At 68.1% G+C, this 26904-nt stretch carries 30 protein-coding genes and 3 pseudogenes; 14 read left to right on the top strand and 19 right to left on the bottom strand.

Annotated features, from left to right (window positions below; all coding sequences use genetic code 11):
• The coding region (locus tag ABT186_RS33590; protein WP_351928290.1) for a transposase at positions 1 to 339 on the bottom strand (339 nt) is incomplete at its 3' end.
• Between the two features lie 263 nt (positions 340 to 602).
• Here ABT186_RS33590 and ABT186_RS33585 point away from each other — a divergent pair.
• The 7 genes and pseudogenes from ABT186_RS33585 (at position 603) to ABT186_RS33560 (ending at position 3701) form a co-directional block, all read left to right on the top strand.
• Positions 603 to 1172 (top strand): GNAT family N-acetyltransferase, encoded by a 570-nt coding sequence (locus ABT186_RS33585; RefSeq protein WP_351234843.1) that lies wholly within the window; start codon positions 603 to 605, stop codon positions 1170 to 1172.
• Between the two features lie 31 nt (positions 1173 to 1203).
• A pseudogene (locus ABT186_RS48085) lies at positions 1204 to 1338 on the top strand (IS630 family transposase); the annotation flags it as partial.
• Between the two features lie 174 nt (positions 1339 to 1512).
• Positions 1513 to 1887 (top strand): PadR family transcriptional regulator, encoded by a 375-nt coding sequence (locus tag ABT186_RS33580; protein WP_351234845.1) that lies wholly within the window; start codon positions 1513 to 1515, stop codon positions 1885 to 1887.
• 176 nt (positions 1888 to 2063) lie between these two features.
• Positions 2064 to 2369, top strand: a complete 306-nt coding sequence (locus ABT186_RS33575) for a hypothetical protein (RefSeq protein WP_351234847.1) — start codon at positions 2064 to 2066, stop codon at positions 2367 to 2369.
• A 78-nt stretch (positions 2370 to 2447) separates the two neighbouring features.
• Positions 2448 to 2846, top strand: coding sequence for a hypothetical protein (locus tag ABT186_RS33570; RefSeq protein ID WP_351234849.1), 399 nt, complete (start codon positions 2448 to 2450; stop codon positions 2844 to 2846).
• The gene (locus tag ABT186_RS33565) at positions 2843 to 3061 is read left to right on the top strand and encodes a hypothetical protein (protein WP_351234851.1); all 219 of its coding nucleotides are present in this window, start codon (positions 2843 to 2845) and stop codon (positions 3059 to 3061) included. The genes ABT186_RS33570 and ABT186_RS33565 overlap by 4 nt, the downstream gene beginning before the upstream one ends.
• Before the next feature lie 145 nt (positions 3062 to 3206).
• On the top strand, positions 3207 to 3701 hold the full coding sequence (locus ABT186_RS33560) for a helicase associated domain-containing protein (protein WP_351928288.1): 495 nt from the start codon (positions 3207 to 3209) through the stop codon (positions 3699 to 3701).
• A gap of 95 nt (positions 3702 to 3796) precedes the next feature.
• Here the strand turns inward: ABT186_RS33560 and ABT186_RS33555 are convergent, their stop codons facing one another.
• On the bottom strand, positions 3797 to 3988 hold the full coding sequence (locus ABT186_RS33555; RefSeq protein ID WP_351234855.1) for a DUF6207 family protein: 192 nt from the start codon (positions 3986 to 3988) through the stop codon (positions 3797 to 3799).
• Positions 3989 to 5339: 1351 nt separating this feature from the next.
• Between ABT186_RS33555 and ABT186_RS33550 the strand changes: the two genes are divergently transcribed.
• Complete coding sequence (locus ABT186_RS33550) at positions 5340 to 5783, top strand: DUF4231 domain-containing protein (RefSeq protein WP_351928286.1); 444 nt, start codon at positions 5340 to 5342, stop codon at positions 5781 to 5783.
• A 29-nt stretch (positions 5784 to 5812) separates the two neighbouring features.
• Here ABT186_RS33550 and ABT186_RS33545 read toward each other — a convergent pair whose 3' ends face one another.
• The gene (locus ABT186_RS33545; RefSeq protein ID WP_351928285.1) at positions 5813 to 6145 is read right to left on the bottom strand and encodes a hypothetical protein; all 333 of its coding nucleotides are present in this window, start codon (positions 6143 to 6145) and stop codon (positions 5813 to 5815) included.
• A gap of 30 nt (positions 6146 to 6175) precedes the next feature.
• Here ABT186_RS33545 and ABT186_RS33540 point away from each other — a divergent pair, with 30 nt between their 5' ends.
• On the top strand, positions 6176 to 6340 hold the full coding sequence (locus ABT186_RS33540) for a hypothetical protein (RefSeq protein WP_351234884.1): 165 nt from the start codon (positions 6176 to 6178) through the stop codon (positions 6338 to 6340).
• Positions 6341 to 6570: 230 nt separating this feature from the next.
• Here the strand turns inward: ABT186_RS33540 and ABT186_RS33535 are convergent, their stop codons facing one another.
• The 13 genes and pseudogenes from ABT186_RS33535 to ABT186_RS33475 all read right to left on the bottom strand — a co-directional run.
• Positions 6571 to 7788, bottom strand: coding sequence for a site-specific integrase (locus ABT186_RS33535; protein WP_351928283.1), 1218 nt, complete (start codon positions 7786 to 7788; stop codon positions 6571 to 6573).
• Positions 7785 to 8057, bottom strand: coding sequence for a hypothetical protein (locus ABT186_RS33530; RefSeq protein WP_351234862.1), 273 nt, complete (start codon positions 8055 to 8057; stop codon positions 7785 to 7787). Before ABT186_RS33530 ends, ABT186_RS33535 begins: the two co-directional genes overlap by 4 nt.
• Complete coding sequence (locus tag ABT186_RS33525; protein WP_502973397.1) at positions 8054 to 8377, bottom strand: hypothetical protein; 324 nt, start codon at positions 8375 to 8377, stop codon at positions 8054 to 8056. Before ABT186_RS33525 ends, ABT186_RS33530 begins: the two co-directional genes overlap by 4 nt.
• A gap of 88 nt (positions 8378 to 8465) precedes the next feature.
• A complete protein-coding gene (locus tag ABT186_RS33520) occupies positions 8466 to 8846 on the bottom strand; it encodes a hypothetical protein (protein WP_351928281.1) in 381 nt (126 codons plus the stop codon).
• A 77-nt stretch (positions 8847 to 8923) separates the two neighbouring features.
• Positions 8924 to 9100 (bottom strand): DUF8839 family protein, encoded by a 177-nt coding sequence (locus ABT186_RS33515; protein WP_351234868.1) that lies wholly within the window; start codon positions 9098 to 9100, stop codon positions 8924 to 8926.
• A 32-nt stretch (positions 9101 to 9132) separates the two neighbouring features.
• Positions 9133 to 9750 (bottom strand): hypothetical protein, encoded by a 618-nt coding sequence (locus ABT186_RS33510; protein WP_351928279.1) that lies wholly within the window; start codon positions 9748 to 9750, stop codon positions 9133 to 9135.
• Between the two features lie 351 nt (positions 9751 to 10101).
• Complete coding sequence (locus tag ABT186_RS33505) at positions 10102 to 11064, bottom strand: PDR/VanB family oxidoreductase (RefSeq protein ID WP_351234872.1); 963 nt, start codon at positions 11062 to 11064, stop codon at positions 10102 to 10104.
• Positions 11065 to 11120: 56 nt separating this feature from the next.
• The gene (locus tag ABT186_RS33500; protein WP_351928277.1) at positions 11121 to 12470 is read right to left on the bottom strand and encodes an SCP2 sterol-binding domain-containing protein; all 1350 of its coding nucleotides are present in this window, start codon (positions 12468 to 12470) and stop codon (positions 11121 to 11123) included.
• 19 nt (positions 12471 to 12489) lie between these two features.
• Positions 12490 to 13173: a lipoyl(octanoyl) transferase LipB gene (gene lipB / locus ABT186_RS33495; RefSeq protein WP_502973398.1), complete on the bottom strand. Its 684-nt coding sequence runs from the start codon at positions 13171 to 13173 to the stop codon at positions 12490 to 12492.
• Positions 13173 to 14195 (bottom strand): NmrA family NAD(P)-binding protein, encoded by a 1023-nt coding sequence (locus ABT186_RS33490; RefSeq protein ID WP_351234878.1) that lies wholly within the window; start codon positions 14193 to 14195, stop codon positions 13173 to 13175. Before ABT186_RS33490 ends, lipB begins: the two co-directional genes overlap by 1 nt.
• A gap of 178 nt (positions 14196 to 14373) precedes the next feature.
• Positions 14374 to 15405: an alpha/beta fold hydrolase gene (locus ABT186_RS33485; protein ID WP_351928273.1), complete on the bottom strand. Its 1032-nt coding sequence runs from the start codon at positions 15403 to 15405 to the stop codon at positions 14374 to 14376.
• Positions 15406 to 15435: 30 nt separating this feature from the next.
• Positions 15436 to 16137, bottom strand: coding sequence for an SDR family oxidoreductase (locus ABT186_RS33480; RefSeq protein WP_351928271.1), 702 nt, complete (start codon positions 16135 to 16137; stop codon positions 15436 to 15438).
• 719 nt (positions 16138 to 16856) lie between these two features.
• Positions 16857 to 17434, bottom strand: a pseudogene (locus ABT186_RS33475) (alpha/beta fold hydrolase); the annotation flags it as partial.
• A gap of 67 nt (positions 17435 to 17501) precedes the next feature.
• On the opposite strand from ABT186_RS33475, the gene ABT186_RS33470 reads away from it, so the two are divergent.
• The 4 genes and pseudogenes from ABT186_RS33470 (at position 17502) to ABT186_RS33455 (ending at position 22398) form a co-directional block, all read left to right on the top strand.
• A protein-coding gene (locus ABT186_RS33470) for an IS5 family transposase (protein WP_502973396.1) occupies positions 17502 to 18345 on the top strand; the annotation gives its coding sequence in 2 pieces (ribosomal slippage) (positions 17502 to 17876 and positions 17878 to 18345; 843 coding nt in all).
• Positions 18346 to 18360: 15 nt separating this feature from the next.
• Positions 18361 to 19032 (top strand): CocE/NonD family hydrolase, encoded by a 672-nt coding sequence (locus tag ABT186_RS33465; protein ID WP_351928298.1) that lies wholly within the window; start codon positions 18361 to 18363, stop codon positions 19030 to 19032.
• A 365-nt stretch (positions 19033 to 19397) separates the two neighbouring features.
• Positions 19398 to 19821: pseudogene (locus tag ABT186_RS33460) on the top strand (SDR family NAD(P)-dependent oxidoreductase); the annotation flags it as partial.
• A 114-nt stretch (positions 19822 to 19935) separates the two neighbouring features.
• Positions 19936 to 22398 carry a SpoIIE family protein phosphatase gene (locus tag ABT186_RS33455; RefSeq protein ID WP_351928267.1) on the top strand — a complete coding sequence of 821 codons (2463 nt, stop codon included), beginning with the start codon at positions 19936 to 19938 and terminating at the stop codon, positions 22396 to 22398.
• Positions 22399 to 22440: 42 nt separating this feature from the next.
• Here the strand turns inward: ABT186_RS33455 and ABT186_RS33450 are convergent.
• Positions 22441 to 23240, bottom strand: a protein-coding gene (locus tag ABT186_RS33450; RefSeq protein WP_351928296.1) for an IS5 family transposase whose coding sequence is annotated in 2 segments (ribosomal slippage) — positions 22441 to 22902 and positions 22905 to 23240 — 798 coding nt in all. Because the reading frame shifts where the segments join, the coding sequence is not laid out codon by codon here.
• 183 nt (positions 23241 to 23423) lie between these two features.
• On the opposite strand from ABT186_RS33450, the gene ABT186_RS33445 reads away from it, so the two are divergent.
• Positions 23424 to 23669, top strand: coding sequence for a hypothetical protein (locus tag ABT186_RS33445; RefSeq protein WP_351928294.1), 246 nt, complete (start codon positions 23424 to 23426; stop codon positions 23667 to 23669).
• A 194-nt stretch (positions 23670 to 23863) separates the two neighbouring features.
• Here the strand turns inward: ABT186_RS33445 and ABT186_RS33440 are convergent, their stop codons facing one another.
• Positions 23864 to 24457 (bottom strand): TrmB family transcriptional regulator, encoded by a 594-nt coding sequence (locus tag ABT186_RS33440; RefSeq protein ID WP_351928265.1) that lies wholly within the window; start codon positions 24455 to 24457, stop codon positions 23864 to 23866.
• A 160-nt stretch (positions 24458 to 24617) separates the two neighbouring features.
• Positions 24618 to 26825 carry a SpoIIE family protein phosphatase gene (locus ABT186_RS33435; protein ID WP_351231491.1) on the bottom strand — a complete coding sequence of 736 codons (2208 nt, stop codon included), beginning with the start codon at positions 26823 to 26825 and terminating at the stop codon, positions 24618 to 24620.
• Positions 26826 to 26904: the final 79 nt, after the last annotated feature.

The following is a 26904-nucleotide window of genomic DNA, read 5'->3' as shown; positions in this document are numbered from 1 at the left end:
CCCGGAGTCGTCGATCACGATGACCCCGCCGTCGTGCGGAGCCGTCGCCTGCTGCTCGCGCAGCAGTTCAAGCCGCCGGTCGTTGACCTGCTCGGACTCCCAGGGGGACTCGGACAGGAAGAACTGCAGCCGCTGCACCCCCGGCATCCCTGCGCCGGTCACCGGCTCCGCCCCTGCCAGGCAGGTGAGCGTCTTGTTCCGCTCCCGCGGCGCGAGCAGCCCGGTCAGGTACTCGCGAAAACCCCGCCGCTGGGCCAGGCTGAAGAAGAGGTCGTGGAACCGGGCCGCGTACTCCTCCAGCGGACCGGGCGCGGGCGGACACGGACGGCGAGCGGTCATCTGCAGCCTCCAGCAAGGCGGTTGACTCCTACCACCGGCCTACGGCCAACCCGACCTGCCGTCAACCCACGCCACCGCCGGAATTAACGAACTACCGCTAGAGACCTTTAACTGTGCGGGTTACTTCGGGTCGTGACGGGATGGTGTGCCGCCGGGCGGTGGTAGGCCGTGAGGATCTACGCAGCGGATCTGGCATGGACGAGCACCGTAAGGTCCGACATAACCGATCGACACCCTGATCTTGATCGGATTGGCTGGGTGGCATGCCAGAGTTGCGAACCGATCGTCTTCTGCTCCGCCGGTGGCGGGAGTCCGACCTCGAACCGTGGGCGGCTATGAACGCCGATCCTGAAGTCCGAGAACACTTGGGGGAACTGCTGACGCGGGAGCAAAGCGATGCCGCGGTGGCACTCATGCAGGCCGAGTTTGACGAGCGAGGTTTTGGGTGGTGGGCGCTCGAAGCACGGGAGACTGGTGAGTTCATCGGCCGTGTCGGCTTGGACGAGGTGGGCAAGGACATGCCGTTCACGGGGGTGGATATCGGTTGGCGCTTGATGCGTTCGGCGTGGGGGCACGGTTACGCCACTGAGGCTGCCCTGGCCTGTCTGGCTTTCGGCTTCGAGGTCCTCGGGCTCCCGGAAGTGGTGGCGTCGACGACCGTCCACAACCTTCGTTCCCAGGCAGTGATGCGGCGGATCGGCATGACCCGGGATCCGGCCGACGACTTCGAGGATCCGAGCGTGCCCGAGGGGCCGCTTCGCCTGTGTGTGCTGTACCGGATCCCCCGCAGGGATGCTCACGGCCTGCAACACGCGGCGGGGCACGACCGGTGACAGCTGTCGTGGGCGGCGCTATGCCGGGAGGATGAGGTATCCCGACGGCGGTGGACTGACGGCCGAGGAACGGTCTCAGCGTGAGCAAGTCCGGCTCGCAGCCGCCGATCTGATCGAGGCCGGGGCAAGTGACCGGGAGGTGGCCGGCCGGTTCAGGGTGGTTCGTCGTCGAAGCCGACCCGTTCAGCCCGCCCCAGCGGTCAAGGCCGCGGGGAGGCCAGCCACCACCCCGAACACCAACCAGCACCCCCTTGAGTGTCAATCGGTGTCGCGCAGGGCAGAGGCGAGAGTCAATCTACCTAGGTAGACACGGGTTCTCCTACCTAGGTAGATTGATGCCATGGCAGACCCACAGATGACCCCACACACTCAGACAGTGCTGCGTGCCCTGCTCGGCCAGGGCGCCGACGGCGAACGCCGCACAACAATCCTGAGCGAGGGGCTGTACGGGCTGGAGCTGTCGAGAATGACTGACCTGCCCAACGGCACCCTCTTCCCCCTGCTCGAACGGTTGCGGCAGGCCGGCTGGGTCGAGCGGTACTGGGAACAGGACGAGATCGCCGAGGCTGAAGGCCGCCCCCGACGCCGCTTCTACCGCCTCACCGACAAGGGAGCCGAACAAGCTCCCCTCGCCATCGCTGCCGCCACCGCAGCTGTACCGGCCTCTACCCGACCGGGGGCCGCGCGCCCTGGAGTGGCTGGAGGCGGACTGTGATCCGTCCGGAGGTCCAACGACCCCACATGATCCGCGAGGTGGCCGTTGAAATGGCGTTGGCGAGGTTGCGGGACCAAGGAGTTGCCCCCGCCGGTCGCCCCGGGGTTGAGGTCTTCTATGTCTCCAGCGGTCCTCGCTACGACGTGGTCTTTTGGCTGGGTGAAGAGGAGTTCCGTGTGTCGGTGCCCGCGGCCGAGGTCGAACGGGACGCCGACCATCTCCTGCGGCAAGCGGCGGCCGGGCCCCGCACCGGGGCGCAGCGAGTCCAGGAACGTGGCGCGGGCGGGGACATCGGGGCGCTTCGGCTCATCGCGCTGGTCCTGCCCGCTTCCCAGCGGGCCGACTGGCTGGAGGAACAGCGCGGGTACATTGCGGACCTGCCCAGGCGCAGGAAGCGCTGGGGGTGGATCATCGCACAGACAGTCGCCATGCCGAAGTACGCATACGCGGTACGCACCGGGCGGGAGGCGGAGGCAGCATGACCGCCACGCCGCCTTCATCTCGCCAGTCCGTGCCGAGCAACCCCAAGACCGCCGTACTGGACGGGCAGGAGGCCCCCGTTGGCCCACACGTCAGATGATCCTGACCCCGACCAAGAACTTCTCGAACTCCTGGAAAGCACTCCGAAGGATCCAGCGACGCAGCGCCTTCTGCAGCAGTTCGCCGACCAGACGAAGGGCCCGCGAAGGCAGTCGCCCCTCTGGTGGGGCATCAAGTACAAGGCAAAGCGCATCGCTGCATCAAACCGTCGCCGATTCGGTCCTGGTGGCAAAGTGCTTGAGGTTGTAGCTCAGCTCCTCCCTGAGGGCGAGCGCGCCGAATGGCTGGAAGAGCAGCGCGGCTACCTGGCTGACCTGCCGCGGTGCAGGGCTCGCTGGGCGTGGACCACCGCGCAGGTCATCACGATGCCCCGATACGCGTACACGGTGCGCACCGGGCGAACCGAGGAACCCGTATGAGCACTTCACCGCCAGGCTCTCCCGCTCCGAGCCCCGAGACAGAACCGCTGCTGACCCAACGCGCCGTCCTTGTGCTGCTCACAGCCGCCTTCATCGGTGTCGCCGTCGGCGTACTCACCTACTTCAGCTCCGGCAACGCAGCTGGCGCCGTTCTCGCCGGCCTGACGGGCGCCGGGGCCAGCACTCTCGGCCTGCACAAGCTGATCGGCCGATGACCTGCAGAACCCACGAGGCCAGCGCGCTGCCGAGCAGGCACACGGCGTCGGCGCGCGTGCGGCGCACAGCACCGACGACTGGTGCGTTGCTAAAGGGTCATGGGGTGGAGGTGTGCTGGGTGAGAACGGAGTAGAGGTGCTCTCCGTGAGCCCAGCGCTTGGGTTCGTGGCGCCGACTTCGACGCCGCAACGATGCGCGCCGACCTCGAGCACGACCACGCGGTGCTGGAGGCCGGCGGAATGGCAGCTGCACTACGCCGCCGTAGGCGAACTCCTCCGCGAAGAGACCGAACCAACCGTCGTCCTGCCCGGCGTCACCGTCTACGGCCTCGACATCGGCCGATGGCTCGCCAAACAGCGCGAGCACACCGTCTGGGCAGGGCTGATGGACGGGCAACGCGAGCACCTGGAGCAGCTCGGCATCGTGCCGCTGCCGCCGCAGCAGGAGGCGCCCGCGGCAGCCCGCAAGGGTGCTTCTGGGGCCTTCGAGCGAGGCGTTGCGACACACTGGCGCAGTACAAGCCCCCACCGGGACTGTGACGGTCTCCCCAGGACACAGGTAGAGACCGTTGTGGTCGACGGCCAGGAGCACTCTGTAAGGGCGCTTGCCGCGCTCATCGCACCGCGCCTGGTCCCGTAGACCGGGCGCCCGTCCACGAAGGCCTGCGAAGCCTAACCATGCCCGCGGGTCGGGCCGACCATGAGGCCGACCACGGCGTGGAGGCCCGACCACAGCTACGAGTCGAGCGGCTGGCGCACGTCCAGATAGCAGCGCAACCGTACGCCGGGCTGGCCTGGATCGCGTGTCGTACGGTCTGCCGTCGCCGGAGCCCACTGCGCGGCGAGCGCGGCCTGAACGGCGAGCGCGGTCGCGTCGTCGGCGGCCGCGACGTTGACGATGGCCAGGCCGGGCTCCTTCACGTGCATATCGTGATCGGGTCCGTGTACGGCACTACGCCCGGGCGACCGGGAGGTTCCGCCGACCTGACGTCTTCACCCGACCGAGTTCGGCTGGCGGGTGATCAGGGAGTATCGCCGGACCAGTCCCAGCGGCGCCGGTCGCCCGGGCGCGGGTCGTACACCGCCCGGCTCCCGGAGCCGAACTGGCCGAGCTCCGTCTCGAGGGCAATTCCGGCGTCGACCTCATCCGGCGTCCAGCCGGTGATGTCGAGCTCTTGACTGAACTAAATTTGACATTTTCGCAGTTCAGAAGGTGTTTCTGCTAGCTTCCGGGCATGGGTCAACTCGGTGATCCTGCACGCAGTGTGGAGAATCTTGTCCTGCCCGATACGGGCTGCCTCTTGGAGACTGGCGATCCCTGGGAGCCGTACCGGCTGCTCGATCAGGACGGAGCGGTCATCGAGCCCGCCGCCCTGTACCTCCGGGACCTGCTGGCTGCGGACACCCCTGCCTCCAGTTGCGGTCGTACGGCAATGACCTGCTGCGCTGGTGGCGATTCCTGTGGGTGCGCGCGATCGCGTGGGACCGCGTCGCACGGGAGGACGCCCGCGACTTCATGCTGTGGATGCGCCTGGCCGACAGCCGGTGCGTGTCCACTGGCGCCACCGCGGGCAGCCCGGGGTGGCCGCCTCGCCCGCCCCGGCCCGTACGACTGTTCCGGGTGCATCGAACCCGGTGACGGGGAAACCGACGCCGGGCCGGAAGTATGCCGCCTCCACCCGCGCGCACTGCGAGACGGTGCTAAGGAGCTTCTACGCCTTCCACCTGGAGATGGGCAGCGGAGCATTGCTGGTCAACCCCTTCCCTGGAGACCGGGTGCGCCGCGGTCGGCCAGCGGCCCGGCAAGGTGGGAAGGATTCCGTCCGCGCGGGTCTGTATCGGCCCCGAGTCCCGCAGCGGGTTCCACGACGCATCCCGGATGACAAGTACGCCGAGGTGTTCGCTGGCCTGCGTTCGCACCGTGACCGTGCTCTGCTGGCGGGCTGGGCATCGACCGGCGCCCGCTCCGACGAGCTGCTCACCGCACACGGGCGCGACGCGCTGCCCGGCCAGCAGCTCCTGGGCGTGATCACGCGCACAAGAGCCTCTCCACCACACAGCTTTACCTCACCCCACCCTCGCGGCCTACGGCGGCAAGGTAGAAGACATCACGGTCGGCGACTGTGTCGCAGGTCGTGCACCCTCGCCGCCCTGCCATACGGGCGGCGGCGGCCACTCTCCGTGAGCCATCAGAGTTGAGCGCAGATACCGCAGTAACAGAGATGGGCAGACTCTCCCCGAACGTACAGGCTCTGTGCGCGAGAGGTTGGAACGGCTCATGGACCCCGAGAAAACCAGAGGACAGGGCGAGCAACAGAGGACAGGGACCACATCAATCACAGCGCGAGACGACAGCCTGGATGGACTCATGCGCCGGGAGCAAAGAGCCCTGTCCCGCGGCACGCTCAACTACGGCATGACCTACTACGTAAGCCGCATCACATTGATCGTTGCATCGGCGATCGTCGCAGCAGGCCAAAACCTCAGCCGTAGCAGCGCGGCCTTTCTCGTCGGTTGGGTCCCGGCACTCTCACTTTTGGTCGCGGTCCTTACCGCGCTGGACACCTGGCTCAAGCCCCAGCAGAAGTGGAAGGGGTTCATGGAGTCGCGCGACACCCTCTCCGACCTTCTGGTCCAGGTCGACAACGGGTTGCCGAGAGAAGAAGCCCGTAAGAGATTCGCCGCACTCCGCAAAGAGCACCGCCGACAGAACATCTTCTGACGCGCGTAGCCCCGCCGGCACTCGGCCGGCTATCCGACGAGCCCCTCGGCCGCCAGCTGCTTCGCGGCGGCCAGCACGCAGTCGCGCGGCATTACGACGGCAGTCTCGCCAGTACGGACCGACGCCCCCTGCTCGCGCAGCCTCTCGTGCTTGGGCGGCGACAGGAACAGCAGCTTGCCGATGACGTAGAAGTCGCCGTCGTCCAGCTCGATGACGTCGAGGCAGTTGTTGGCTCCGGTCGACCGCGCTTGGCGGGCGTCGATCCGATGCGGCGCATTGATCCTCCTTGCTGTCCGGTCCCTGAGATGCAGGAGCCGCCGCCGAGAAGCACCCGCTCTACCCCAAGCTGCTCTTGCAAGCATCGGCACACAAAGGAGCCCGACCTTGAAGTGGTGGCTGTCAGACCAGCGAGGACAGATACGGCGACCAGCGCCGCGCTGCTCGCCATCGCCGGTTGGCTGCCACGTGCCGGCCTGATGCTGGCCGGGACGCTGCTCGTGGGCTGCGCGGGCGCGGCCGCCATCGCGCCGGTGCCTACCCTTTGGCACGCCGTCTGACTGTCGCCTCAAGAACCAACAGTTAGGCCCCTGCGTGCAGATACCCAGCCCAGAGAGAAGGAGTCCGGGGAAAGTCGTTGCGCACGGCGAGGAGGGACGCGCGCAGCCCGCAGGCCGGAGGCCGATGTCTCCGCCTCCTCCCCGGCCCGACCACAGGCTCAAGAGCAAGGTCGAGCTGGACACACCGCCTCGGCTGCGTAGGCGGCCCAGTCGCCGGCGGATGCCTGCTGTCACTGGACGGCGACCTTGATGTGGACGCCGAGCATCCGGGCGAGGATCGCGGCGGGGAGCTCGGTCGCGAGGGTGAACAACGCGGTGGACCGGCCCTGTTTGGGCCGAATACCGATCTTGTGGAGGCGATTGCAGATCTGGCTGTCGGTGAGAGGGCGCCCTGGATGGCCTCCCGGGAACAGCCAGGGGACGTCGTCCGGAGTGCCGATCTTGGCCTTGCCTCGGCGGGTCGCGGCGAGCTCGCGGACCAGGCTGGCCAGCGGGGCGGGGAGGACGACCGGCGAGCTGCCGAACGTGATCGTGACGGTGTCGTTGTCGATGTGGACGTCGTCGACGGTGAGTTGGCTGATGGTTGCGATCTTCTGTGCGTAGAGGATCAGCAGCAGTCCGGCAACGCGGTCCGGGGTCGGCAGCGTGTCGTCGTTGAGGAGGCGGCGGGCGTCGGACCAGCGTTTCTCGCTGTCGATGGTGCTGAGCGGGCCGGTCCAGCGGACGGTGCCGTAGGTCAGGCCGTAGGCGTGTCGGTGCTGTACCGACCAGCGGATGAAGTGGCCGGTCTCGTCGCGGTAGCTGACCTTGGGGTCGGCCATCCAGCGTTCCAGGTCCGGCTGGGTGCAGGTTCCCAGCGTGAGCCCTTCGCCGACGAGCCAGGTGAGGAAGTTGTCGGCCGCGGTGATGTGGCAGCGCACGTTCAGGTCTTGGAGCCGGGTGGTGTGGTCTTCGCCGAGGCGTCGTCGGAGCCGACGTAGGTGATGCCAGACCGCGTAGCCGTGCAGGATCCGGCGCTCGGCGAGGTCGGTGCGAGCCTGGACCGTCTCGGTGATGCATTTCTCCAGGGCGACGAGCCGCTCGTCGCGGGGCGGCAGGACCCCGGTCGCGACCAGGACACTGCGCAGGTGGGCCAGCACCTTGCCCGGGGGTAGTTCGTCGAGGACCTCGTGGGTGACGGGCCGCTCGTCCCGTCCTATGCGTTCCAGGAGGTCGCGGGTCTTCGAGCGGGAGATCCAGGCCACGGCAACGTCCGGACGTTCGGCACTCGTCAACGCCTCGTGGAACGGGCCGAGTTCGGGGCGGATGGTCCCGGCGTCGTCACCGTGGAGATCGCGTACTTGCTGGTCGAGGACGCACCGTTGACAGGGGCGGGTGCTGAGCTGCCAGGTGGTGGTGCAGACCGGACAGCGGCCCCAGAGTGTCCCGGCCGGGCCGGGCGGGGTCAACGGGCCCCGAGGGCGGCGTGCTGGTCCTGTTCGGTGGCCGCACCGTCGGCCGGAGAACACCGAGTGAGGCCCCGGAACGGCCGGACGACGATCGATCCGTCGCCGCGGCGGATGGCCACGTTGCGCGGCCCGGCGGCGGGTCGCTGACCGGGCCACTGGAAGTGCAGCCAGTTGCCGGTGACGTCAGGAGCGCGGCGGGCGCAGTACGGGATGACCACGGTGACGGGCTGGCCTCGTTCGAGGTACATCCGGCCGGTCATGGCACTCACGGGCAGGGCGCCGTCTCGGGTGTGGTGTGGGTGTAGCGGATGGGCTTGCCGAGGCTGCGGGCGTAGTTGATCTCGCTGAGGGTGCTTTCGCCGATGTAGCCGCCCGGGTTGACCACGAGAACTTCATCGGCGACGTCGATCTTGCGCAGGTGCAGGTCGTTCAGGACCAGCTTGAGCTGGTCGGCCTGGGCGGGGTCGGCCCACAGCGGGTGGGGCTGCTTGAGGTTGCAGCCGGGCGCCAGGACGATCCGGCCGGCGGCAGTCCCGTACAGGTTGGCCTCTTGAAGCTGCTCCCAGTACCTGGTGGATCCGCACAGCACGACGAGCGTGCGGCCTCCCGGTCGAGTACGTATCCGTCGATGCCGCGGGCAGCCATGTGGAGGACGGTCTTCCAGAATTCGCGGGCACTCATGTGATTCCTCTTCTGTGGAATGCCGGGTTGACGTGCCGGGACAGGTGGCGGTGGGGCTGGTCTAAGTGGTGCTGTGGGGCGGCCGGAGGTGTCGACGGCCGCCCCACAGGCATGGGGGATCCCGGCCGGGCCGGGGTCAGCGGGCGTGCAGGGCGGCGAGGTGCTCCTGGCGGTTGCTCGCGGGCGGCGGGCTCGGCGAGGACCTTGACGTGGTGGGTGTCGCCGACGTCGACGTGGTGCGAGCACACGACGGCATACGCCGTCCGGCCCGTGCAGCCGGAGGCGGGGTCGCGCGGCTTGCCGAACGGCTTCACGTCGTGCTCGCAGCGGCTGTTGTCCTCGTGGCGGGGTTCAACGCGGATGGTGATGCGGGCCATGGGGTGCTGCTCCTTGTCGCAGACGAGAGCACCGCGCCCGGCCGGGAAGGCGGGGCGCGGCGCTCGGGGTGGTGGTGCTAGTTGGTGGTGTGGGTGACCACGAGGAACTGGTCGCTGGGCAGGTCCATCACGACCTGGGCGTCCGGCCTGCCCTGGGTGCGCTGGGCGGCGGCGTACTCTTCCGCCGGCCAGGAGCCGCGGGGGCCTCCGGCGGGGAACCGCTCAAGGACCGTGCGCTGGGGCGGGGTGGGCATCGGGTTCGCCTCCCTTCGGGAGTGGCTGGGGGTCACGGGTCGGTGTCCTCGGGAGCGGGGACGTCGCCGAACATGTCGTCCATCGCCTGCGTGACGGCGGCCCGGTGTTCGGGCCGGGTCGCGTTGAGGACCGCGTTGGTGAGGCCGGTCAGGTCGATGTCCTCGAACAGATCGGTCAGGTCCGCGATGGTCTCCGGGTCCAGGTCGACGACGTCGGGGCGTTCGCTGTCCAGGTAGCAGCTCATGGCGTCGACGTAGTCGGCGAGCCGGTGGGCCATGGCCGGGGTGACGTCGAAGCTGTGGCAGTGCTCCAGGCCCGAACCGAGGGCCCCGGTTGGGCTGATGTGGATGCGGACGCTCTGCCCGGGACCGGGGGCGGCCTCTCCGAAGCCGGTGAGGGCTTCGGCGAGAGCCGCGATGGCACTGTTGCGGTCCGTGTCCGTGTCCGCGTCGGTGGCGGTCACGGTTTCGGTGTCTGCGTCTTCTCCATCCGTGTCCAGCGACGGCGCTTCCCAGAGCACTTCAAGGGTTTCGGCGTGCAGTCGGATGACGCCGTCGGCGGTGTCCGGGAGCGTGAGGTGGCCGATGACGCGCAGCAGGTCGCCGGGCTGCCGCTCGGTGAGCAGGGCGTGCGCGATCTCCGGCTCCATGGGGGTGCAGGGGATGACCTTCCCTGTCAAGTCAGTGTGTTCAGGCTCGGTGGAGGAACTGGCACGGTAGTCAACCTGCCTCGTCCCACCGAGGGGTACAGGCGCTGCCTTCAGTGGATGCTCAGCCCAGTGCATTCAGGAAGACAGCGCCGTGTCCTGGTTAGGAAAATCTCCGCTTCCGGAGGCTCGTCCGCCACTGTTCGATGCGGCGGATCAGTCCACAGGGAGCGGGCTCGCGCCCCGTGCCTGCCCTCCGGTGGCGACTGCCCAAGGGGGCTGACGCCCTGGCGTAGCGGCCTTCAACGATCGGAGAAGCAGCTGACGCAGCATCCGGAATGGTTCTCCAGTGGATCAGAGGTCGAGGACCAGGCGGTCGCCTTTGGCTCGGGAGACGCAGATCATCATGGTGTCGCCTGCGGCGCGCTCCTGGTCGTCCAGGACCGAGTCGCGGTGGTCGATCTGTCCGGACAACACCTTCGTCTCGCAGGTTCCGCAGATTCCCTCCTCGCAGGAGGTCATCACCGGCACACCGGCAGCTTCGACGGCCTCAAGAATGGACATGTCCTCAGAGACGAGCAGTTTCTTGCCGGACTGGGCCAGCTCGACCTCGAAGCTGCCCTGCGGCCCGGCCGTGACATCCTGTTTCGGGGCGAAGCGCTCCAGGTGCAGAGATCCGCTCGGCCACTTCTCGCAGCCGGCCTCGACCGCCGCGAGCAGCGGTTCCGGGCCGCAGCTGTAGACGGCTGTCTTCCGTTGCGGCTTGCCGAGCAGCGAGGGAAGGTCCAGCAGCCCGTATTCGTCCTGGGGCCGCAGGCTCACCCGGTCTCCGTAGGCCCGCTGCAAAGTCTCACCGAATGCCATCGACGCCCGGGTGCGGCCCCCGTAGACGAGGCGCCAGTCGGCGCGGGTGGCGTTGACGGCTGCGACCATGGGCAGGATGGGGGTGATCCCGATTCCGCCTGCGATGAACAGGTAGTTTTTGGCTTTCACGAGCGGAAAGTGGTTGCGTGGCCCGCGGATGCGTACCGACTCACCTTCGGTGAGCACGTCGTGCACGTAGCTCGACCCGCCGCGACTTTCCGGTTCACGCAGCACCGCGACCTGAAGACAGGACCGGTCCCCCGGGTCCCCGCACAGTGAATACTGCCGGACCAGGTCGGCTCGCAGTACCAGATCGATGTGGGCTCCCGGCTGCCATTCCGGCAGCGGACGTCCCTGCGGGTCGCGCAAGGTCAGCAGCACGACACCTTCGGCCATCGTTTCCTTACGTTCCAACACGAGGTCGAGTTCGGCTTCGGTGCTGAGTGTGCTCATGATCGGCCTTCCATTTCTTGCGGTGATGATTCGGTGATGCGTCCTTTTCTGAGCGATCAGGACGGGAAGCAGCGGCCGAAGTCGCGCAGGAGTCGGGGTGAGCCCTGCAGCTTGATCTGCCGGCGCACCAGTGCCCACGCCAGCAGTGATGGCTTGCTGAGGAATCGCAGCCAGGTGCGCGTGTCGGCGGTGATCCTGAGATCCGGCTCACCGTGGTGTCCGTCGGCGACATCGAGTGCGCGGTCGCGGATGGTCACGGTGATCTGCCTGGACTCGTCGCCGGTGAAGGTGAAGTGATAGGTGGCGGACATGTCCTTGGCCTGTTCGCGCTGAAAGATCAGCGGCAGGCCTTCCAGCAGACCGTCGATGCTGTTCGCGCGCAAGCTCATCGCGACATGCTTCGTGCGCTTGTTGGGGAACCGGTCCGCCACGTGCTGCTCGGCGTCGGAACCCGGGACGACGTAGACGGTCTCTTCCTTGTCCAGCAGTGGGCGCACGACCTGGGTCAGATGTGCCTTGCGATCGTCCAGCCAGGGGCCGATGACGTCCTCGCCGGCCGGGCAGACCGACATGCAGTAGGCGGCTTTGTAATTGGCGCCGAAGGAGAGGCTTTGCCACATGGACGCGCTCTCGCTGTCGCTCACTCGCGAACGGTAGTCGTGCGCGTTACGGCTTTCGGCGACCTGTTCGGCCCAGTCGCCGAAGCCACCCATGAACTCGCGGTAGTTGTGTGTGTAGCAGGCGGAGAAGTTGAAGTGACCGTCGGAGGCGATCGCCCCGGTCGGGCAGGCCGTCACGCACAGCTTGCATTCCAGGCAGGGGTTGTACTCGATGGGCTGGGTGTATTCGCTGACCTCGGCGTCGATGAGGATGGTGCCCAGCAGGATGAAGTTGCCGAATTTGGGGTGGATGACGTTGCGGTGGATTCCCATCTTGCCGAGCCCGGCAGCCACGGCAACCGGCTTGTGCGAGACGACCCATGTTTTCCTGGGGAACTTGTCCATCTCCATCGGAAAACCCATCGCGGGGTTGAGGGCGCGCACGCCCATCGCCTCCAGCTTGCCCACCACGTGTCGGCCGACCTCGTTGGAGTGGTCGCCGGTGTGATGGAATTCCAGGTTGGCGACCGAGCGCGAGGGAGTGCGGATGTTCTCCCGGTTCATTCGGGTCACGAAGCTGATCAGCACTCGGACACCCGGCAGCGCGGCTTCCAGGTCTGCTCGCTGGTCGGCGATTTCCGGCCGGTCGATCTCGACGAAACCGACGTCGTCCGCACCCGCGTCGAGACAGAGCTGCCGCAGCCAGGACGCGTCCAGTGGCTCGGCGGGCCGGGTGACGCCGCGGTCGTGCTGCTGGCGGACTTTGACGACGGTGGGATGGTCGTCGAGCTTGTTCTTGCTGGCCATCGTGCATCCTTTCCTGTTTCTAACCTGGTGTCAGGTGTGCAGTGACCGCTTGTGCGACGGTGTCGCGCACCTCGGTATGGGTGGGGGTCGGCAGGCCGCGTTCGGCGGCGAGTTCGGCCAGGGAGGTCATCCGGACGCCGGGTAGGGCACAGGCGGTGAAGGTGGTGTAGACGCTCAGGTCGGGGTCGATGTTGAGGGCGAAACCGTGGCTGGAGACGCTCCCGCTGATGCGCATGCCGATCGAGGCGAGTTTGCGGTGATCGGGGGTCCATACGCCCGCCAGGCTCTCGGACCCCGGCGGCGTCTCGCGGCGGACCGCTGGGAAACCGAGGCTGTCCAGTGCGTCGATGAGCGCCTGCTCGACACGGCGGATCAGCCCACGGGGGCCGAGCTCGCGCACGTTGAGCACGAGGTAGCCGATGAGCTGGCCGGGGCCGTGGTAGGTGGCATGTCCGCCGCGGTCTGTCTGCACCAGGTCGATGGGCGAAGCCGCGTCGGGCAGTTGGTCGTTCGGCGTCCGGGCGGTGTAGGTGATCACCGCAGGATGCGTGAGCAGGAAGAGCCGGTTGGCGGCGAGTTCCTGTTTGCGCTCCTCAACCCAGCGGGCCATGTCCGCCTGCGCCGCCGCGTAGGGTATTTCTCCCAGGTCGACGCGTTCCAACTGCCGGTGTGACGGTTGTTCACCTACGGATCTCGGCAACATCACCCCTCGTCCCCTCCCTCATGACCGCGGTTCGACCTCTCGGCGACTCGGTCAGTCGCCAATTTCTGGATGCGCGGATGGTTCTGCAGCGCCCACCGCACGGTCTTCGGCGGGCGCCCGAGCAGGGTTTCCAATTGGTCGGTGACGCCGCGGTATCCGCCGCCGCCGATCAGCCGGGCGAGGGTCTTTATGTGCTCCGCGGTGTGCGGAAACTCGGCCAGGGCAGGGTCCACGTAGGTCTCGTTCCAGGTTTCGACCTCTTCGGGCACGGAGGTGACCTGGCGTCCCAGCACGGCCCCGAAGTCCTCCGCGAACCCGTGCATGTCCTTCAGTTCCGGACCGGTGAGCTCGTAGATCTTCGAGATGTGCGGCGCCGGGTCGGCCAGGATCTTCGCGCACGCCTCTGCCACGTCGTAGCCCGCGATGGGCGGGAAGCGGTGGTGGCCGAAGGGCAGGCGCAGTTCACCGTTGCTCAGCGGGGCCAGGGCCAGCCAGGTCATCAAGGGGTTCTCGACGAATATGGCCGCCCGTATGTTGACGGTCGGGAGGCCGGACCACTCCAGCACCCGCTCGGCGACCCAGTGGGCGCGCTGCTGCGGCGACCAGTTGGCGACGAGTCCGCCGAGCCACGCACGCCGTTCCTCCGCCGGTGCGGTCATCTTCTCGAACGTCATGAACGACTGCTCGTACTCGGACATGTTGACGAAGACCTCGATGTCGCCCTGGGCCCGCGCCGCCGCGGCCATCAGGCTGACGGCGTCGGTGTAGTACGGCGACAGGCTCATGCTGAAGTAGATGCGCCGGACGCCCTTCAGCGCGGCTGTCACGTCGGCGATGGTGAGCAGGTCTCCGACGAAGACCTCGGCCCCGGCCTGGCGGAGCGACTGCGCGCGTTCGTCGTCCTGCCGGACGAACGCCCGCACCGGATGCCCTTGGTCGAGCAGCATGTCGACGATCGTTCGGCTCACTCCGCCGATATGACCGGCGGCTCCGGTGATCAGGATGGGATGGCGCTCTGACATGGTGATTCCTTTGTCTGGTTGGAGGTGCGGCTGCATGGAATGGCCGATGCGGCCGGCGATCGTTTTGGGTCGGAAGCGGTCGAAGACGGTGAAGCCGCCTGGCTCGATGGCCGCCTCCACGCGTGCCTTGGGCCCTCTGCCCACCGGACTGTGCCGGCCAGGCGGATTCTGCGCAGTGTCATCGGGGCGCGGGGCCGTCGATGTGGGCGAGGAAGTCCAGGAGCGCGGCGTTGGTCTCCGCGGGACGCTCCTGCTGCGTCCAGTGCCCACAGCCCTCAAGCACCACCACGTCGTGCAGGTGCGGGACAGCGCTCAGCGGGTTGTCCGGCCCGCCCTCGCCTCGGAGAATCTCGCCCATCGAGGGGCCCCCGTCCGGGCTGCGAAACGAGGTGACCATGTCGCGGTCTCCCACCACGTACAGCGCGGGAACGTCGATCCCCCGCCCCCGGAATGCGGCGAGCAGTTCGTTGTTGCGCTCGATGTTCCGGTACCAGTTGAAGGCTCCGGTGAACGCCCGCTCGCCGTGGAGGGCGAAGTCCTCGGCGTATGCCTGGATGTCCTCCTCGGTCAGCCAGGCCGGCAGGTCGGGTGAAGCCGGCATGGTGTCCAGCAGGCCCAGACCGTCGGGTATGACCAGCGGGCGGGGCTCCCTGCCGAGCGGGTTGTCGCCCGAGGCACCGACCAGGAGGCGGCGGAAGGATTCCGGGATGTCCTTGGCGAACTCGGCGTCGGCGACTCCCGGCTGCTGGAAGTACACCTGGTAGAAGCCCTCGCCGTACTGGGTGCGGGTGATGGAGGGCGGGACCATCCCGCCGGGCAGGATCGGCGGGACACTGAGCCCGGCCACCGCACGGACCTTGTCGGGGCGCAGCATCGCCGCGGTCCAGGCAACCGGTGCGCCCCAGTCGTGTCCCACGACGACCGCCTGTTCCTCGCCGAGTTCCTCGATCAGGGCGATCACGTCGCCGACGAGGTGAAGCAGGGTGTACGAGGTGACGTCCGGCGGCTGCTCGCTGCGGGCATAGCCGCGCTGGTCCGGGGCGACGACCCGGTACCCGGCCGCTGCCAGCGCCCCGAACTGGTGACGCCAGGAGTACCAGCTCTCCGGCCAGCCGTGCAGCAGCAGGACCAGCGGCCCCTGCCCCTGCTCGGCGATGTGCAGCCTGATCCCGTTCACGTCGACGAAGCGGTGGGTGAGCGAACTTTCCATGAGAATTTCCTCGGATTCGGTGAATGCGTGCTACTTGTTCAACTGCGGGTAGAGGGCCTCCAGACCGGCGGACAGCTGCGACTTGACCCAGCGGGTGGTGTCGTCGGCCAGCACCTCGTGCGCTCCCGCCTCGATGCCGTCGAGGGCGGCTACGGCGACGTCGCGGGGGTCGGCCTTGGGAGCGTCGAGGCCCGCCGTCATGCCGGTGTCCACGTAGGCCACGTGAAGTCCGGTCACCGCGATGCCGCGGGGCTGCAACTCCAGACGCAGGGAGTTCGTCTGCGACCACAGGGCGGCCTTGGAGGCGCCGTAGGGCGTGCCGTCGGCCAGCCAGGACAGGGCGGAATGGACGTTGAGGATGTGCCCCCCGCCATTGCGCTCGATGATCGGCACGAAGGCCCGGGTGACCAGCAGCGGCCCGTAGAAGTTCGTCTCCAGGTCACGGCGCACCTCCTCCATCGGGGAGTCGAGGTACGAGGCGCGGACCGAGGCGCCGGCGTTGTTGATCAGAATGGTGACGTCCTGGGCCTGCTCGGCGGCGGCCGTCACGGATGCGGGGTCGGTGACCTCAAGAGCCAGCGGAACGGCACCGGGGTGCGTCACCGTGCGCGGGTCACGCGCCGTGGCGTAGACCTTGCCGGCCCCGCGCCCGTAGAGCTCCTCGACCAGCATCTTGCCGATGCCCCGGCCGCCCCCGGTGACAAGGACAGTGGCGCCTTCGATTGCTGTCACGACTACCTCCACAAGCTGGAAACCGATCGGTTTCTCTTACCGTAAACTGATCGGTTTCTTCGTGCAAGTCGGGTCATAGTCGTATGAAACGCGTCAGCAGCCATGAGGGAGCGATGACCACACCCGGAGTCCGGCGGAGAGACTGAGGGGTGCCCTGTCGTACGGCTCGGCGTCGCCGGGATGCCCCGCCGGCGGCTTTACGGGCCCACCCGAGTCGGCGATCAGGGGCGACCACCTTCCGGCGGCGCAGGGAAATCAGGGGCGGCAGCCACTCGGGCCGCCGTGACGGCCCCGGCAGCGACGGGGACTCACGGCACGAGGTCACGACTGCAGGGATCGGTTCACCGGTTGGCCCACCGCCTCAGGTGACTGATCGGTGAAGTAGCCGCGTGTCCCAGGCCGTCGTCCAGTCCGTACGGTGGCCAACGGCAAGACAGGCACGGACAGGCCCCACCCTCTGTCTGTCGGATCCCGCACCCTGGGAGCTGCTGGGAGACGGTCAGCCCACATGCTGCGGCTCGACGGTGGTAGCCACTCGGTCGCGTCGAGGTCCCCGTGCGGCTCCGTCCACGAAAAAGGCCGCGGCCTGGCGCAGGCCCGTCTGGGTGAGATGACGTCGGCCATGTCGCCCATGGGCCCTTCGGCGCTTGTTACCGGGCCGGAACCACCGGCATCGTCATGTACCTCTCCTTAGGTCGGCCACACTTGTCTCGGGGCAGTCACGCCACCGCGTTCAACAGGTCGGCCAGTACGTCGGGCCGTTCCAGGGCGATGAAGTAGCCGGCCCTCGGCACCTGCGTGAAGTCGGCGGCCGACAGCAGCTCCTTGTTGGCTTCCCGGTCCGAGGGCCGGGACCAGTCCTTCTCGCCATAGACGAGGCGGACGGGGGCCTTGACCTCGGGATAGCGCGAGCGGGCCGCGATGAGGCTGGGCAGGTTCTGGTACACCGCCGGGCGACGGCTGGGTATCCGGGGCGGCGGCCCACTTGGAGGAGCTCGTCTACGTAGTCCGCCCGCAGCGCGCTCTTGTCGCCGAGGCCACCCTGAAGGATCTTGCTGAGGGCGGTCTTCGGCTCTACCCCGGCGATCACCGGGCCCACTCCCGGCGTGAGGACACCGCTGACCACCACACGGGCGAGGAGACTGGACCGGGCGATTCCACCCCGGAAGTCGTAGGCGTTCACCGCGACGACGCGCCGTACTCGCTCCGGCAGATCGGCTGCGGTGGTCAGGGCGAGCACCGCCCCCATGGCCTCACCGACCAACGTCACGTCCTGGAGGTCGAGTTCGCTAAGGACTGGTAGCAGAAAGAAAGTATGGAATGACTGAGCGTCAGCTGGGGTTCCTCTTGCGTTGACTTGGTTGATGTGGGGGTGTGCGACGGCTACTGGGGCGGGTACGCGCAAGCCGTGGGAGATCGAGGACGCGTTGTGGGAGCGGATCGAGCCGCTGCTGCCGGTTGTGGAGCGGCGCTACCGGTATCCCGGTCGTAGGCGGCTTGACCAGCGCAAAGTGCTGTGCGGGATCTTGTTCGTGCTGTACACCGGGACCCGGTGGGAGTTCCTGCCGCAGGAGCTCGGCTTCGGTTCCGGGATGACCTGCTGGCGGCGGCTGCGGGACTGGAACGAGGCCGGAGTGTGGCAGCAACTGCACGAGCTCCTGCTCGCCGAACTGCGCGCCGGCGACGTGCTCGACCTGTCCCGTGCCTCGGTCGATGGCTCCCACCTGCGGGCGTTGGAGGGGCGGGGATGCCACCGGGCGCTCTCCGGTGGACCGGGGTAAGACAGGCAGCAAGCACCACGTCATCGTCGACGCCCACGGCATCCCGCTGGCCGCCACCGTGACCGGCGGCAACCGAAACGACGTCACCCAGCTCCTACCTCTGATCCAGGCTGTGCCGCCTATCAAGGGCAAGCGCGGACGCCCGCGCCGGCGCCCCGACGTGCTTCTGGCCGACCGCGGCTACGACCATGACATCTACCGCCGCCAGGTCAGCGACCTGGGTATCCGCCTGCTCATCGCCCGACGCGGCACCGAGCACGGCAGCGGACTGGGCAAGAACCGCTGGGTCGTGGAAGCCGCCTTCGCCCTGCTCCACTGGTTCCGCCGCCTACGCATCCGCTGGGAGATCCGCGCCGACATCCACCAAGCCTTCCTCACGCTCGGCTGCGCAATCATCTGCTGGCGACGCCTCAAAGCGTCATTTTGATCTGAGTCCTTAGTCATAGGCATCAACCAGTGGCGCGAGGAGACGGAATGGCCCCTGTCGCGGGCCGTGGACACGGTTTTTCACCTGCGCGCGGACGGACGCCTGACCCTTGAGCCGCCGTCCACCGCCGAACAGGCCGAGGAGTTCACCTACGACCCCATGGATCCGGTACCCACCAGCGGCGGCGCGCTCCTCATGGGCGGTGGGCTCCTCATGACCGACGAGTTCCGCCCCGGGCCGCTCGACCAGGCGGCCGTGGAGGCGCGCGAGGACGTCCTGGTCTTCACCACCGAACCGCTCGCCGAGGACGTCGAGGTGACCGGTCGCATTCGGGCGGTTCTCTTCGCCGCCACGGACGGGCCCTCGACCGACTGGGTGGCGCGCCTGTGCGACGTGGACGAGCACGGCGTCTCCCGCAATGTGGCCGACGGCATCGTGCGGGTGCGGGCGATACCGGGTGAGCCGGCCGAGCACGTCGTGGACCTGTGGTCGACCAGCATCGTCTTCCGGGCAGGGCACCGCATCCGGGTCCAGGTCACCTCGAGCAACTTCCTCCGCTGGGACCGCAACCTCAACACGGGCGAGCCCGAGCAGAGTGCGACCACGGCCCGAGTGGCCCGGCAGCAGATCTTCCGCGACCCCGACCGGCCGTCCCGCATTGTCCTGCCGGTGGTTCCCGTCCGGTAACAAATGCCGAAGGCCCCATGGGCGACATGGTCGACGTCATCTTGCCCAGACGGGCCTTCCCCAGGCCGCGGCCTCTTTCGTGGACGGAGGGTGCGGCCTGTGCGCATGTCCTGCCCGTTGGCCCCCTGCGGACTGGACGACAGCCTGGGACACACGGCTTCTCCCCTGCGCCGCCCGAAGGCGGGCCGCCCTGAACGCCGATCACGGCTGGGCCCGTAAGGCCGCCGGCCGGGCATCCCGGCGACGCCCGAGCCCTCCACATGACTGCTGATGCGTTTCAAACAACTATGACCTGACTTGCGCAGGAAAACCGATCGGTTTACGGTGGATGAAACCGATCGGTTTCCTAACTCCTGGAGGTAGTCGTGACAGCAATCGAAGGCGCCACTGTCCTTGTCACCGGGGGCGGCCGGGGCATCGGCAAGATGCTGGTCGAGGAGCTCTACGGGCGCGGGGCCGGCAAGGTCTACGCCACGGCCCGCGACCCGCGCAGCGTGACGCATCCCGACGCCGTTCCAGTGGCGCTGGAGGTCACCGACCCGGTCTCCGTGGCGGCCGCCGCCGCGCAGGCCGAAGACGTCACCGTGCTGATCAACAACGCCGGTGCCTCGGTCGGTGCGTCCTTCCTCGACTCCCCGGTCGACGACGTACGCCGGGAGTTCGAGACCAACTTCTACGGCCCGCTGCTTCTCGCCCGGGCGGTTCATGCCGGTCATCGAGCGCAACGGCGGCGGCCACATCCTCAACGTGCACTCCGTGCTCTCCTGGCTGGCCCTGGGCGGCTCCTATCTCAGTGGCTGTCGTGCAGTCCACACCTAGCCTCAGATCACTGATGGGACGCGCGACCTGAGGGTCTCGTCTCGCCTTCAACCCCTTCCTCGAGAACACAAAGAGGTGAGCGCATTGGTTGATATTCTGCGATACGGCCTCAAAGAGGCGCTGGGCCCCAGAGAAGTGCCCGACTCTGCGATTGCGCTGATCGACGGCGAGGGGACGCTAGCCGGTTGGACGAACACCGCGCAGAGGCTGTTCGGTTACGCAGCCGGAGAGATGGTGGGCCGGCCAGCCTGGTTCGTGCTGCCGTTTCTCCAGAACGTACTGCACGTATGGGCGGCCAGCGAGCAGCACCATGCCCGTGGCGGCTGGTCCGGCACAGTGACGATCCATCACCGCGACGGCCACACGCTCCATGTAAGCCTGCGTCTCTCGCTGTTGTGGGGGCTCGACGGGGCAGTCCACTGGCTCGTCTCGGGCACCGATATCGCCGCGCTCTCCGCGGTGGAGACCTCCGGATCGGTGCGGGAGTCGCTTCTCACCCGCACACCGATCGGCATCGTGGTTCGTGACTTGGAACTGCGCTGCGTCTGGGTCAACGACGTCGTCGAACGCCAGGACAGCGTCCCTCGTGGCCAGCGGCTCGGACGGCGCCTCGCGGACTCGCTGCCCGGCGCCGAATCCGAGGCGCTGGAAGCGGTGATGCGCCAGGTGCTCAGGAGCGGCAAGACCGCGGTCCATGAATACCGGGCACGGCCGCCGACGGATCCGCGCCGGGAACACGCCTTCGCGGCCTCCCACTTCCGACTGAGCGACGCCGACGGCCGACCACTGGGGGTGTGCTCCATCAGCGTGGATGTCACCGGCAACCAGCTGACCCGCGAGCGGCTTGCCATCCTCAGCGAGGCCAGCACCCGGATAGGCGGCACCCTGGACGTGATGCAGACCAGCCAGGAAATGGCCGACCTCGTCGTGCCCCTCCTGGCCGATTACGCCGTCGTCGACCTGGCGGAGTTCGTCCCGCTCGGCGAAGAACCTGCCGCCCGCATCGGCCCGACGGGGCAGCGCGGCCCAGCGTTGCGCCGCACCGGCCTGGCCTCGATCCATCCGGGGACTCCCGAGTCGCCCTGGACGCGTGGCGAATCCATTTTCGTCCCGCCGACCTCACCCTGGATCAGTGTGCTGGCTTCGGGCGCCTCTCACCTGGAACCCACCCTGGACTCCTCTCCTGGCACGTGGGTCGACAATGACCCCGCGCGGGCGCGGACCATCCGTGAAAACGGGATGCACTCCATGATGCTTGTCCCCATCCGCGCGAGGCACACCACGCTGGGTGTGGCCTTGTTCGTCCGCACTCAGGAACCGATGCCGTTCCAGGAGGACGACCTGCTCCTCGCCGAGGAACTGGTGACCCGGGCCGCACTGTCCCTGGACAACGCTCGCCGATACACCCGCGAGCGCACGGCGGCCCTCGCGCTTCAACGCAACTTGCTTCCGCAGAGCTTGAGGGACAGCGCGGCGATCGAGGTGGCCTCGCGCTACCTGCCGGCCGATGTGGGCAACGGTGTCGGAGGCGACTGGTTCGATGTGATCCCACTGTCCGGTGCCCGGGTGGCGCTTGTCGTCGGAGATGTGGTCGGGCACGGCATCAACGCCGCAGCGACCATGGGAAGTCTCCGAACGGCCGTACGCACGCTGGCGGACATGGACTTGCCCCCCGACGAACTGCTGTCCCACCTCGATGACACGGTCCGGCGCCTGACAGATGAAGACGACGACGGGGACGGCGGCCCCATGGTCATCGGCGCCACCTGTCTCTACACCGTCTACGATCCGGTCACCCGGCGGTGCACGACGGCGCGGGCCGGGCATCCGTCGCCCGCTGTCGTCGGCCCGCAGGGAAAGGTCACGTTCCCCGACCTCCCCACCGGAGCCCCACTCGGCGTCGGCTCGGTCCCCTTCGAGGCCGTGGAGATGGAAGTGCCCGAGGGGAGCCTGCTCGCCCTCTACACGGACGGCTTGGTCGAGACTCGCGACCGCGACATCGACGTCGGCATGCGGAAACTGGGCGCCACCCTGGCCGCCCACCCCCAACGGCCCCTGGACGATCTCTGCTCCTCGGTGATCGAGGCACTGCCGACCCAGTCACCGTCCGACGACGTCACCCTCCTCCTGGCCCGGACCCGCGCTCTCAGTCCGTGCCAGACCGTGTCTTGGGACCTGCCCCGGGACCCGGCCGTCGTACACAGTGCCCGCAACCTAGTAGCCCAGCAACTGGCCCGGTGGGAGTTGCACAGGCTGATCTCGGACACGGAGCTGATCACCAGCGAGCTGGTCACCAACGCGATCCGGCACGGCGCCGGGCCCGTTTCCCTACGTCTGATCAAGCACCGTCAGCTGACCTGCGAAGTGTCAGACGCCAGCAGGTCCTTCCCACGCCTCTGTCACACCCACAGCACCGACGAGTACGGCCGCGGCATCCTCCTCGTCTCCCAGCTGTCGCGCAGGTGGGGCTGCCGCTGGACAACGGGCGGCAAGGTCGTCTGGGCCGAGCAAGATCTGCCCGGGCACGATGGAGAGAATCTGGCATGAACCCCGCATCCCACAGGCTGAGCAGCGCCCTAAGACGTCATCTCATTTGGTGAGTCTGCGGTAGCAGATGAGGGTGCAGGCGATGCTGGTGAAGGCGAGGAAGTGCTCGGCTTTGCGCTCGTAGCGGCGGTGCAGTCGACGGCATCCGGCGAGCCAGGACATCGTGCGTTCTATGGTCCAGCGGTGGCGGCCCAGGCGGGTTGAGGACTCGATGCCCTTGCGTGCGATGCGGTGGGTGATGCCCCGCTCACGTAACCATCGCCGCAGGTGGGAGTAGTCGTAGCCCTTGTCGGCGTGGAGCTTTCCCGGTTTGCGTCGTCGGCGTCCACGGCGGGAGCGGATCGGCGGTATGCCCTTCACCAGTGGGATCAGGGCCTGGCTGTCGTGCAGGTTCGCCCCCGAGATTTCGGCGGAGAGGGGCAGACCGGTCCGCTCGGTGATCAAGTGGATCTTCGAGCCGTACTTGCCCCGGTCGACAGGATTCGGACCTGTCAGATCCCCCTTTTGAGGGCCCGCATGTTCACCGAGTCGATCGCACAGCGCGACCAGTCCAACTCGCCGCGGGAGCCGAGTTCGTCGAGGACCAGGCGGTGGAGCTTGGCCCACACCCTGGCCTTCGTCCACTCGGTGAAACGCCGGTGGGCCGTCGCCCCCGACGGCCCGAACGACGCTGACGGCAACTGCTGCCACGTGCAGCCCGACGTGGCCACAAACACGATCGCAGCCAGCACCTCGCGGTCACCATGCCGACGCCGTCCACCACCCTGAGGCCGCGAGGGAGCCTCCGGCACCACTCGCTGGAACAGTTCCCACAACTCGTCCGGCACCAGCCGCTCAACGATCCCCACCACGAGCGACAGCCTACCGAGTCAGCCAAATGAGATGACGTCTAACTCATCGGGGTCGCGCCACGCTCCGTCCCGGGGACGCCGCGGTCTCCTATCGCACGCTCAACCAGGGCAGTGCCCGCATGGCCGACCTGCTCCACAACCGTGGAGTAAGGCCCGGTGACCGAGTTTGCGATCATGCTGCCGAACGGCCCGGAGTTAGCTCTCGCCTACTTCGTCGTACTTCGGGCCGGCGGCATCGCCGTCCCGATCAACCCCCTGCTCAAGTCCCGTGAGGTCGCCCACTACAGCGACTCGGCTGCCGGCTCCTGTTCGCCTGGCACGCCGCCGCCGTCGAGGCCGCCACGCGCGCGGCGCGCGTGGCGGTCACCGCATGGGCGTCCTGTGGGAGGAACTGCTCGACCATCTGCCGGCCGCCGATAAGCGCGTCGAAGTCGTCCCGGCCGTAGACCACCGTCTCACCGTGCTGGAAGCGGAGCAGGAGAGGGTGGTCGGACAGGGGTGGGACGAGGTTGCCGCGCTGGATGCCGGGCGGCCAAACCGCTGCGGTCGGCGCGAGAGCCGCGTTGCGCAGATGCAGATTGCCGCCGCCCAGCCGTTCGGCGGGTTCATCACCGTCAAAGACAGCTTCCGCAAATACTCTCGGCGTCCTCGGCGCACAGCACGTCACCCCGCCGGGCGCCCGGTGGTACGAGGCGGCCGTCGCGGGTGTCCGACGTGGCGTTCGTCTGGACGATGGTGAGAGCCGTGTCGTGCAGGGCGCTGCCCGACGGCATGGCCACGTACTGGGCCTTGCAGAACCAGAGCATCTCGTCCTGCGCGCAGGTCTGGATCTGCCTCAGGTGCTGGCGCAGGGCCTCCGCCCCGGTGATGACCTCGAGCAACTGGCCGGCGTCGTGCCTGCGCATCGTGTCCTGGTAGGCCTGGATCAGACGAGTGGCCTCGAGCCTGGCCAGCTCCAGCGTGTCGGCGCTGCGCTTGAGCCGGGGAAGCAGCGCCACGTCCGGGGGAGCGGCCCGGAACAACCGGGGTGTGCCGTCCGTATGACTTGCGAGGCCTTTGAGGGCCAGTGAGTCGAGAATGCGCGCCGCGTCCGCGTCGGTCAGACCCGCGCACCGGGCCAGGTCCTCCGTGGTGGCCCGGCCGGACGTGACGAGCAGCCGGTAGACGGACTCCTCCTCGTGCGAGACACCGGCGACCTCCAGCACCACCGACGCCTCCCGGTTCCTGGGCTTCAACTGTTGAAAGCCGGACTACATGGGAGGTGTGGCACAAGGGGCCATCGATGCGGCCGGCCCGGACGGGACATGCCGCGACGGCGCGCCGCCCCGCCCCGGCGGGCCCGCGCCGGCGGCCATGAGGCAGCGGGGGCTACGCCGCCTCCACGGTGTCCATCTCGAACCACACCGTCTTCCCCCGGCCGCTCGGCGAGTTCCCCCAGGAGGAAGCCAGGGCGGACACGATCACCAGCCCCCGTCCTCCCTCCGCCTTGTCCTCGTCGGGACCGAGATCCACGAGCATGGCGGGGTGGGAGTCACTGTCCCGTACCTCCACCCGGAGATGGTCCGGGTACCTGCGCAGACACAGGTCGACGTCGCTGTCCCCGTGGACGAGCGCGTTGGTGACGACCTCCGACGCCAGCACCTCGGCGGAATCGGACAGTTCGGCCAGATGCCAGTTGTCCAGGGACGCGGTGAGGAAATGCCGGGCGCGCCGGACGCCCTGGTAGTCGTGGCGGTGCAGGTGCAGCCGTCTGATGTACTCCTTCACCTCCACCGAGGGGCCTTCGTACCGCAGCAGCAGAAGCGCGGCGTCGTCCGCCCGCGGGGTCCCCCCGACACCGGAGCCCATCAGCCGGTCACCGAGCAGTTCCAGCTCGTTCCCGGAGGCCGCGACAGCCGCTTCCAGCGTCTCCCGGGTCAGCTCGCCACCCCTGCCCGACAGCCCGTCCGTGTACAGAACCAGCAGCGTCCCCGGTTCCAGAGTGAGGATGCCGGCCTGATACGACGGACTCGCCTCGACTCCCAGCGGGACGCCGATGTCGGCGACGGCCGCCGGATACGCGCCGTCAGCGGTTCGGATGACCGGGCGCGGATGACCGGCGCTGACGATCTGGGCCGTGCCGGTGTCGGGGTCGAGCCAGACGCAGCAGCAGGTCGCGAAGTGATCCGTCTCCAAGTCGACCATCAGGCGATTCGCGCGATACAGCACCGTGCTCGGGTCGTGGCCCTCCAGCGCATAGCTGCGTACCGCACTGCTGAGCTGCCCCATCACCACGGCTGCCGCGGTGTTGTGGCCCTCGACGTCGCCGACCACCGCGGCCACGCCGCCGGAGGGGAGCGTGATCAGGTCGTACCAGTCGCCGCCCAGCTCGATCGCGCCACTGGGCGGCTCGTACCGGCTCGTGGTCACCACACCCGCGAGCTGGGGAAGCATCCGAGGCAGCAGGGCCTGCTGCAACTTCTGCGCCAACGCGTGGCCGACGTCGTACAGCTGGGTGCGTTCGAGTGTCTGGCCGAGCAGCGTCGACAGAGTGGGCAGGGGCGACAGGTGCGTGGCCACCGGGCGCTGCTCCGGTGCGAGCCCGATCGAGCACGTGCCCAGTGCGTGGTCGCCCGCCAGCAGCGGGAGCACGACCCACACGTATTCGTCACGGCCGTCCCCTGTCAGGCGGCCCTGCCCGGACGGCCGGCCCCGCTCTCCGGCCTCGTGGATGATCTGCTGCTTGTGCGCGATGGCCTCGGTTTCCGGGGACTTCGTGCTGACAGAGATTCCGTTGACGGCTTTCAGGTACTCCTTCGAGCAGCCCGACGCGCCCACCACATGGAGCCGATCGCCCTCGATCAGGCTGATGGCCACCGCTCGGGCGCCGAATCCGGACATCAGGCGCTCGATCGTCCGCGCCACCGCGTCCCTCGTATGCACGACCGACATCAGGGAAACGGCCAGCTTGTGCAGGTGAAAGATGAAGGGTGCGCTCCACTCTCCTTCCATCGGGGCGGCCTGGCCGGTCTCCGCAGCGGCAGCGCTCTCAGGAGAGACGACCAGCGGAAGCTTCGGAGGAGACAGAGAGACACCGCGGTGGGCAAGGCGGTCCAACTCGAACGAAAGATGTCGGGCTGCTCGGCGCAGGTAGTCCGTCTCCTCCGTCGACGGCTCCTGAACGTCGCGCGGCAAGAACACCACCAGCACACCGAACCGCCGCGCTCCTGCCGCCAGCGGTGCGGCGGCCACGAGGTGCGGAGCAGCCGCGTAGACCCCGAAATCGAGATGCTGTGCCGCTATGTCGTAGGCGCGGTCCGTGCAGATCCGCCCCGTTCGATGGGCCCGGACGGAGGGAAGGGTCAGGTCGTCGAGGGGCAGACGCTCGGGTGCGATCAGGCCCAAGGGCGAGGCGACGACCACCGCGGCCGCCAACACCTGATCCCCGGGCGCCGCGAGATAGACGGAGGCGGCCGACGCGTGCAGGTCGCGCATGCAACGGCGAGCCACCGACACGAACAGGTCGTCGCGGCCCGCCGCGTCGGTTGTGGTGCCGGCGCCGGACGACGGCTGAGAAGGGGATGCCGGAGACCGCATGTCACTCGCCCCAGTGCTTCGCAACACCTTCGTTCACGGTACTACGGGCCACACTGCCGGGCCTGCCGGCGTTGGACAG

The organism is Streptomyces sp. NPDC001634, assembly GCF_040298185.1.
Lineage (GTDB): Bacteria > Actinomycetota > Actinomycetes > Streptomycetales > Streptomycetaceae > Streptomyces.
The sequence above is the reverse complement of the archived record's forward strand: the minus strand, read 5'-3'. Positions and strand labels throughout refer to the sequence as shown.

Coding starts and splice junctions, on each gene's coding strand:
- ABT186_RS33520 (WP_351928281.1), bottom strand. CDS start 8,846: ATGGCCCGCATCACCATCCGCGTTGAACCCCGCCACGAGGACAACAGC.
- lipB (WP_502973398.1), bottom strand. CDS start 13,173: ATGTTGCCGAGATCCGTAGGTGAACAACCGTCACACCGGCAGTTGGAA.
- ABT186_RS33585 (WP_351234843.1), top strand. CDS start 603: ATGCCAGAGTTGCGAACCGATCGTCTTCTGCTCCGCCGGTGGCGGGAG.
- ABT186_RS33485 (WP_351928273.1), bottom strand. CDS start 15,405: ATGGAAAGTTCGCTCACCCACCGCTTCGTCGACGTGAACGGGATCAGG.
- ABT186_RS33545 (WP_351928285.1), bottom strand. CDS start 6,145: ATGCTTGCAAGAGCAGCTTGGGGTAGAGCGGGTGCTTCTCGGCGGCGG.
- ABT186_RS33445 (WP_351928294.1), top strand. CDS start 23,424: ATGCTGCCGAACGGCCCGGAGTTAGCTCTCGCCTACTTCGTCGTACTT.
- ABT186_RS33515 (WP_351234868.1), bottom strand. CDS start 9,100: ATGCCCACCCCGCCCCAGCGCACGGTCCTTGAGCGGTTCCCCGCCGGA.
- ABT186_RS33555 (WP_351234855.1), bottom strand. CDS start 3,988: ATGCACGTGAAGGAGCCCGGCCTGGCCATCGTCAACGTCGCGGCCGCC.
- ABT186_RS33510 (WP_351928279.1), bottom strand. CDS start 9,750: ATGGAGCCGGAGATCGCGCACGCCCTGCTCACCGAGCGGCAGCCCGGC.
- ABT186_RS33580 (WP_351234845.1), top strand. CDS start 1,513: ATGGCAGACCCACAGATGACCCCACACACTCAGACAGTGCTGCGTGCC.
- ABT186_RS33505 (WP_351234872.1), bottom strand. CDS start 11,064: ATGAGCACACTCAGCACCGAAGCCGAACTCGACCTCGTGTTGGAACGT.
- ABT186_RS33490 (WP_351234878.1), bottom strand. CDS start 14,195: ATGTCAGAGCGCCATCCCATCCTGATCACCGGAGCCGCCGGTCATATC.
- ABT186_RS33550 (WP_351928286.1), top strand. CDS start 5,340: ATGGACCCCGAGAAAACCAGAGGACAGGGCGAGCAACAGAGGACAGGG.
- ABT186_RS33500 (WP_351928277.1), bottom strand. CDS start 12,470: ATGGCCAGCAAGAACAAGCTCGACGACCATCCCACCGTCGTCAAAGTC.
- ABT186_RS33565 (WP_351234851.1), top strand. CDS start 2,843: ATGAGCACTTCACCGCCAGGCTCTCCCGCTCCGAGCCCCGAGACAGAA.
- ABT186_RS33435 (WP_351231491.1), bottom strand. CDS start 26,825: ATGCGGTCTCCGGCATCCCCTTCTCAGCCGTCGTCCGGCGCCGGCACC.